Origin of the sequence: Streptomyces sp. NPDC059524, assembly GCF_042749255.1 — a bacterium.
Classification (GTDB): domain Bacteria; phylum Actinomycetota; class Actinomycetes; order Streptomycetales; family Streptomycetaceae; genus Streptomyces; species Streptomyces xanthii.
The window spans coordinates 62,387-68,871 of record NZ_JBHYTK010000022.1 but is presented as its reverse complement, the minus strand read 5'-3'; the positions used below and the strand labels follow the sequence as shown (position 1 = coordinate 68,871).

Below are 6,485 nucleotides of genomic sequence, written 5' to 3'. Positions count from 1 at the left end.
GTTCCCCGCGCCCCTGAAATGCAGACCCTTCGGGTCGCATTTCCCCGATGCCCTGGCGCCCGATGAGATCGCGCACGAAGTGCGCATCTCAGGGGCGCGGGGAACTGCGCGAGAAGCCCCACCGGCCGGCACCGTCAGGCGAAGGGACGGAGTTACGGCGCTCGGCGCGGCACCATAGGACGCATGACTGAGAGCAACCGGGCCGCCATGCCCGACTGGGAGGCCCGGTTCCGCGCCCCCCGCGTATCGCTGCCGGACTGGGCGGAAGACGCCCCGCACCGCTCCCTGTTCGTGTCGAACGCGACGGGGACCTACGAGCTGTACGCCTGGGACCGGGCCACGGGCGAGCAGCGCCGCGCGACGGACCGGGCCAACGGGACGACGGACGGCGTGCTCTCGCCGGACGGCGCGTGGATCTGGTGGTTCGACGACACGGACGGGGACGAGTTCGGGATCTGGCGGCGCCAGCCCTTCGCGGGCGGCCCGGACACCGAGGCGGTGCCCGGTCTGGCCGCGTCGTACCCGGCGGGTCTGGCGCTCGGCCGGGACGGGCGGACGGCGGTGGTCGGCCGGTCCACGGACGAGGACGGCACGACGATCCACGTGGTGGCCCCGGGCGCGGACGCCCCGGCCGAGATCTACCGGCACCGGGAGTCCGCGGGCGTCGGCGACCTGAGCCACGACGGCACGCTCATCGCGATCGAGCACACCGAGCACGGCGACGCGATGCACGCGGCGCTGCGCGTGGTCCGGCTCGACGGCTCGCCGGTCGCGGAGCTCGACGACACGAAGGGCGGCACCGAGGAGCTGGGCCTGGAGGTGCTGGGCTTCGCCCCGGTCACCGGCGACACCCGGCTGCTCGTGGGGCACCAGCGGCGCGGCCGCTGGGAGCCGATGGTGTGGGACGTGGCGTCCGGCACCGAGACCGATCTGACGCTGGACCTGCCCGGCGACGTGTCGGCGGAGTGGTACCCGGACGGTTCGGCGCTGCTGATCGCGCACAGCTTCGAGGCCCGCGGCGACCTGTGGCGCTACGAGTTCGCGACGGGCGCCCTGACCCGGGTCGACACCCCGCGCGGCACGGTCTCGGGCGCCTCGGCGCGGCCCGACGGCAGCGTCGAGTACCTGTGGTCCTCGGCCGCCGAGCCGCCGGTCGTGCGCTCCACCTCGGGCGAGGTCGTCCTGGACCCGCCCGGGTTCACGGCCCCGCTGTCGGTGCCGGTCGAGGACGTGTGGGTGGAGGGCCCGGGCGGCCGCGTGCACGCCCTCGTGCAGCGTCCGGCCGGCACGAGCGGCCCGCTGCCGACGGTCTTCGAGATCCACGGCGGCCCGACCTGGCACGACTCGGACGCGTTCGCGGCGGGCCCGGCGGCCTGGCTGGACCACGGGTACGCGGTGGTCCGGGTCAACTACCGCGGCTCGACGGGCTACGGCCGGGAGTGGACCGACGCCCTCAAGCACCGGGTCGGCCTGATCGAGCTGGAGGACATCGCGGCGGTCCGCGAGTGGGCCGTCTCCTCCGGTCTCGCGGACCCCGAGCGGCTCGTGCTCGCGGGCGGTTCCTGGGGCGGTTTCCTGACCCTGCTCGGCCTCGGCACCCAGCCGGGCGCGTGGGCGGTGGGCCTGGCCGCGGTCCCGGTCGCCGACTACCCGGCGGCGTACGAGGACGAGATGGAGGCCCTGAAGGCGCTGGACCGCACCCTGTTCGGCGGCTCCCCCGAGGAGGTCCCGGACCGGTACGCGGCCTCGTCCCCGCTCACGTACGTCGACGACGTGAAGGCGCCGGTGCACATCTCGGCGGGGCTCAACGACCCGCGCTGCCCGATCCGCCAGATCGACAACTACGTGGACCGGCTGAAGGCCCGGGACGCCGTGCACGAGGTGTACCGCTACGACGCCGGTCACGGCTCGCTCGTCGTCGAGGAGCGCATCAAGCAGGTCGCCCTGGAGCTGGACTTCGTACGGCGGCATCTGCCGTAGCCGCCGTGTGACGCGTCGAACGGGGGCCGCGGGACGGGTCCTTACATCGGACCCGTACCGTGGAAGGCGTGTACCGGTTCCTGCTGACGCCCCGCTGGTGGGGGATCAACGTCTTCGTCCTGCTGGCGATCCCGTTCTGCGTTTTCATGGGTTCCTGGCAGCTCAGCCGTTTCGAGGACCGGGTGCAGGACCACCGGTCCGTCACCGAGCGGACGGCGGCGAACGAGAAGTCGAAGCCGGCGCCGCTGGCGTCCCTGCTGCCCGTGGACAAGGTGACCTCGGGCAAGCGGGCCACCGCGACCGGCCGGTACGACCGTCAGTTCCTGGTCCCCGACCGCGACCTCGACGGCCGCGGCGGCTTCTACGTGGTGACGCTGCTGCGCCCCGAGGGCGCCGACGGCTCCGGCGGGGCGCTCCCGGTGGTCCGCGGCTGGCTGCCCGGCACGGCGTCCGCCGCGAAGGCGCCCGCTCCGCCGAAGGGCGAGGTCACCGTCGTCGGCGCGCTGCAGGCCGCCGAGTCGGCGGGGTCCAACGGGGTGTCGAACGCGGGCGGTCTCCCGGCCGGTCAGGTCGGTGTGATCAGCGCGGCGTCGCTGGTGAACCTGGTGCCCTACGACGTCCAGGACGCCTGGGTCACGCTCGACAAGGCCGACGGCGGCATGACGCCGGTTCCCGCCACCACCCCGCAGGGCAGCGGCCTGGACCTCAAGGCGTTCCAGAACCTCGGCTACACCGGCGAGTGGTTCGTCTTCGCGGGCTTCGTCGTCTTCATGTGGTTCCGGCTCGTGCGCCGCGAGGCCGAGGCCGTGCGCGACGCCGAGCTGGGCCTGGTCGAGACCGAGGAGCCCTCCCAGACTCCTCAGCCGACCGGCTGACCTGCCGACCGAGGCCGTGTCTTCAAACTCCCGTCGTCGCCCGGAGGGCGGCTTCGCGGCGTCTGGTGCGTGCTCTCGGCTCGCCGGGCGCAGGCCCTCGTAGCGGAGCTACTTGGGTCTTCGCCCGGTGCGGCGAGTGGGGGCACCTCCCACGCCCTTCAGGCAGTGGGGGAGCGTGCCAGGCGTCGTGGAGCAGGCGGGAGTTTGAAGACACGGCCTAGGAAGCGGGCAGCACGCCCGTCTTGTAGACCGTGCCCTGGCACGCTCCCTGAATCGTGGCGTTCGCAGTGGGTGCCCCGGGCTCCGCCGTGTGCTCGACCACGACGCTGCCCTGCGCCGGGTCGTCCGAGCCGAGCTGCGTGGAGAGGCCCGAGTCGGTGCTGTCGCCCGCCCCGGTGGTCTGCTCGGTCGGCGTCGGGGACGGGGACTCGGTGCCGCCGTCGCCGGAACCGCCGTCGCTGCCGCCGCTGGAGGGCCCGCCGGTCGCCGGGCACTGCCCGGACGGCACCCAGGCGAAGCGCACCTCGTACGACATCCCGGGCTCCAGGATGAGCTGGCTGGGCTCCGTGGACGGGTCGGGCAGACCGGTCGCCGCGTCGCCCGAGGTGTGGTCGACGACCGCGACCCTGGCCGGGTCCGCCGCGCCCTGCGCGGTCGCCCCGACGGCACCCGCGCCGTCGATCGTGCAGTTGCCCGTGGAGACGTTGGTGACGCGGAAGGAGCCGTAGACCGTGCCGTTCGCGTCCGGCACGCCCACGTTCGAGACCGGGGTGCCGAGTTCGCTCGCGTCGCAGACCGGCGAGCTGGCGGCGGCGGTGCTGCCGCTGCCCGGCCGGTCGGTGGACGTCCCGGCGGTGTCGCGGCCCTTGCCGCCCCCGCGGTCCTTCTTGCCCTGCCCGGCCTTGTCCTTGCCCCGGCCCGGCCCCTCGCCCTTCGACTTGCCCGAGCCGCCGCCCGAGGCCTTGCCGGCGTCGACGCCGCCGTGCGTGGCCTCGCTGTTGCCGGCGATCGAGGGGCGGTCGTTCGACGCGTTCGTGTTCGTCACGTGGAGCACCGCGGGCACCGCCATCGCGACGAAGACACCGGCGGCGATCGCGCCGACCGCGGCCTGCCGCTTGCGGGCCCGGCGCGCGGGCACCGCCTTGCGGAGCTGCTCGAGCGCCGCGTCGGAGGGCGCGATGTCCGAGACGGCCTGCCGCATCAGGCGCCGCAGCGCCAGCTCGTCCTCGCCGGGGCCGGGAGCGGCCCCGGGATCTTCTTCGGGGTCCGCCGCGCCGGCCGGGCGGCCGGATCCGTCGCTCACTGTCGCGTCCCCTGCGTGGTCTGCGTGTCCTGCATGTCCTGCGCGTCCTACGTGTTCTGTCCGTACGTCTTCGGTCCGTACGTCCGGGGCGTCGGCGGCGTCGGCCCGCCCCTGGGCGCCGAACCGTTCCTCCGGGCCCTCACGGCCTGCGTGGCTCATACCGGCGCCTCCTGCATGGCGACGCGCAGCGCCGCTATGCCCCGCGACCCGTACGCCTTCACCGAGCCCAGGGAGATGCCCAGCGACTCGGCGACCTGCGCCTCCGTCATGTCGGCGAAGTAGCGCAGCACCAGCACCTCGCGCTGGCGCCGCTGGAGACCGCGCAGCGCCTTCTTCAGCGCGTCCCGCTCCAGCAGGTCGTACGCGCCCTCCTCGGCGCTCGCCATGTCCGGCATCGGCTTGGTGAGCAGCTTCAGGCCGAGGATGCGGCGGCGCAGCGTGGAGCGCGACAGGTTCACCACCGTCTGGCGCAGGTAGGCGAGCGTCTTCTCCGGGTCGCGCACCCGCTTGCGGGCCGAGTGCACGCGGATGAACGCCTCCTGGACGACGTCCTCGCAGGAGGCCGTGTCGTCGAGGAGGAGCGCCGCGAGTCCCAGCAGGGAGCGGTAGTGGGCGCGGTACGTCTCGGTGAGGTGATCGACAGTCGTGCCGGCCGCCATCGAGTCGTCAGCGCCCTGCGCCTGTGCCGGGATGCGTGCCGGCCGCGTCGCGGGCATGGGGGCGATCACCGGCATCCCGCCGGCCGCGCCCACCCGGGGCCGGCGCACACCGAGGGGAGGCCGCAGGGCCGCGCCCCGTGCCTGTACCGCTGTGAAGTCGAGTACCTCTGCCACGCCTGTTGGACACGCTTCCCCCCGTCAGGGTTGTACGCGTCCGGCATCCGATGTGCGACAGATTCCGCCATCGCCACAAATGACGCCGTGCCCCATGCCGACATGCGTACCTGCTCTTCCCCTATGCCCGGATTTGCCTCGTCCGCCCGAGGCCACCGAAAAGGCGACCGCAAAGACGCTCCCCGCCCTGCGCGCGGTTGCAGGACGGGGAGGGAAATCTCGGACGCACGGCGACGCCGGCACAGGATCTGCGCCGATGCCCCTCACAGAACTTACACAGATCCTACGTTTGGATCTTCGGAAGGGAAGGGGGGTGCCCGTAATGCGAACATCTGAACCGCGCAGGCGGACGTCGGAGCATCGGAGCCTCCGGTTCGGCCGGTGCCCGGCCGGTGCGCCCCGGCCGGTTCAGGCCGTGAACTCGGCGGCGATCAGCTCCGCGATCTGCGCCGTGTTCAGCGCCGCGCCCTTGCGCAGGTTGTCCCCGCACACGAACAGCTCCAGGCCGCTCGGATCGTCCAGCGAGCGCCGCACCCGGCCCACCCATGTCGGATCCGTACCGACGACGTCGGCGGGGGTGGGGAACTCGCCCGCGGCCGGATCGTCGAAGAGCACGACGCCGGGCGCCGTCGCGAGGATCTCGCGGGCCCGGCCCACCGTGACCTCGCTCTGGAAACGGGCGTGGACGGTCAGGGAGTGCGTCGTGACGACCGGGACCCGGACGCAGGTGACGGCCACCGGCAGCTCGGGCAGGCCGAGGATCTTGCGGGACTCGTCCCGCACCTTCATCTCCTCCGAGGACCAGCCGTCCTCGCGCAGCGACCCCGCCCACGGCACCACGTTCAGCGCCACCGGCTCGGGGAAGGGACCGGTCGCGTCGCCCACGGCCCGGCGCAGATCGCCGGGGCTGGTCCCCAGCTCCGTACCGGCGACGAGGGAGAGCTGGGCGCGCAGCGTCTCGACGCCGGCCCGTCCCGCCCCGCTGACCGCCTGGTACGAGGAGACGACCAGCTCGCGCAGGCCGAACTCGGCGTGCAGCGCGCCGATCGCCACGATCATCGACAGGGTCGTGCAGTTCGGGTTCGCGACGATCCCGCGCGGGCGCACGCGCGCGGCGTGCGGATTGACCTCGGGAACGACCAGCGGCACGTCGTCGTCGAGGCGGAAGGCGGCCGAGTTGTCGACGACGACGGCGCCCTTGGACGCCGCGATCGGCGCCCACTGGGCCGCCACCTCGTCGGGCACGTCGAACATGGCGACGTCGACCCCGTCGAAGACCGACTCGGTCAGCGCGACGACCTCGGTCTCCTCGCCGCGCACGGTGAGCTTGCGGCCCGCCGAGCGCGCCGAGGCGACGAGGCGGATCTCGCCCCAGATGTCCGCGTGCTGGGACAGGATCTGGAGCAGCACGCCGCCGCCCCGCCCGGGGGCTGGCCCCACCGCGGGGGGCGCTGGCGCGCGCGGTCTGACGGGCCACCGCGGCCGGGGGGGCCG

General features: G+C 73.8%; 5 protein-coding genes. 2 read left to right on the top strand and 3 right to left on the bottom strand.

Translation table 11 applies throughout. The features are described 5' to 3' along the window. Window positions 1-183 precede the first annotated feature (183 nt). Entirely contained in the window at window positions 184-1,980 is a 1,797-nt protein-coding gene (locus tag ACFW9D_RS09545) for a S9 family peptidase (RefSeq protein WP_384619695.1), read from the top strand. 68 nt (window positions 1,981-2,048) lie between these two features. Beyond that, window positions 2,049-2,855: an SURF1 family protein gene (locus tag ACFW9D_RS09540; RefSeq protein WP_384619693.1), complete on the top strand. Its 807-nt coding sequence runs from the start codon at window positions 2,049-2,051 to the stop codon at window positions 2,853-2,855. 217 nt (window positions 2,856-3,072) lie between these two features. On the opposite strand, the gene ACFW9D_RS09535 is transcribed toward ACFW9D_RS09540, so the two are convergent. The 3 genes from ACFW9D_RS09535 to ACFW9D_RS09525 all read right to left on the bottom strand — a co-directional run bounded on the left by ACFW9D_RS09535 (window position 3,073) and on the right by ACFW9D_RS09525 (window position 6,431). Beyond that, window positions 3,073-4,158 (bottom strand): hypothetical protein, encoded by a 1,086-nt coding sequence (locus tag ACFW9D_RS09535; protein ID WP_384619690.1) that lies wholly within the window; start codon window positions 4,156-4,158, stop codon window positions 3,073-3,075. Between the two features lie 155 nt (window positions 4,159-4,313). Then, window positions 4,314-4,991, bottom strand: a complete 678-nt coding sequence (locus tag ACFW9D_RS09530) for a SigE family RNA polymerase sigma factor (RefSeq protein ID WP_384619687.1) — start codon at window positions 4,989-4,991, stop codon at window positions 4,314-4,316. Window positions 4,992-5,399: 408 nt separating this feature from the next. Continuing rightward, window positions 5,400-6,431 (bottom strand): aspartate-semialdehyde dehydrogenase, encoded by a 1,032-nt coding sequence (locus tag ACFW9D_RS09525; RefSeq protein WP_384619685.1) that lies wholly within the window; start codon window positions 6,429-6,431, stop codon window positions 5,400-5,402. Window positions 6,432-6,485: the final 54 nt, after the last annotated feature.

Coding starts and splice junctions, on each gene's coding strand:
- ACFW9D_RS09545 (WP_384619695.1), top strand. CDS start 184: ATGACTGAGAGCAACCGGGCCGCCATGCCCGACTGGGAGGCCCGGTTC.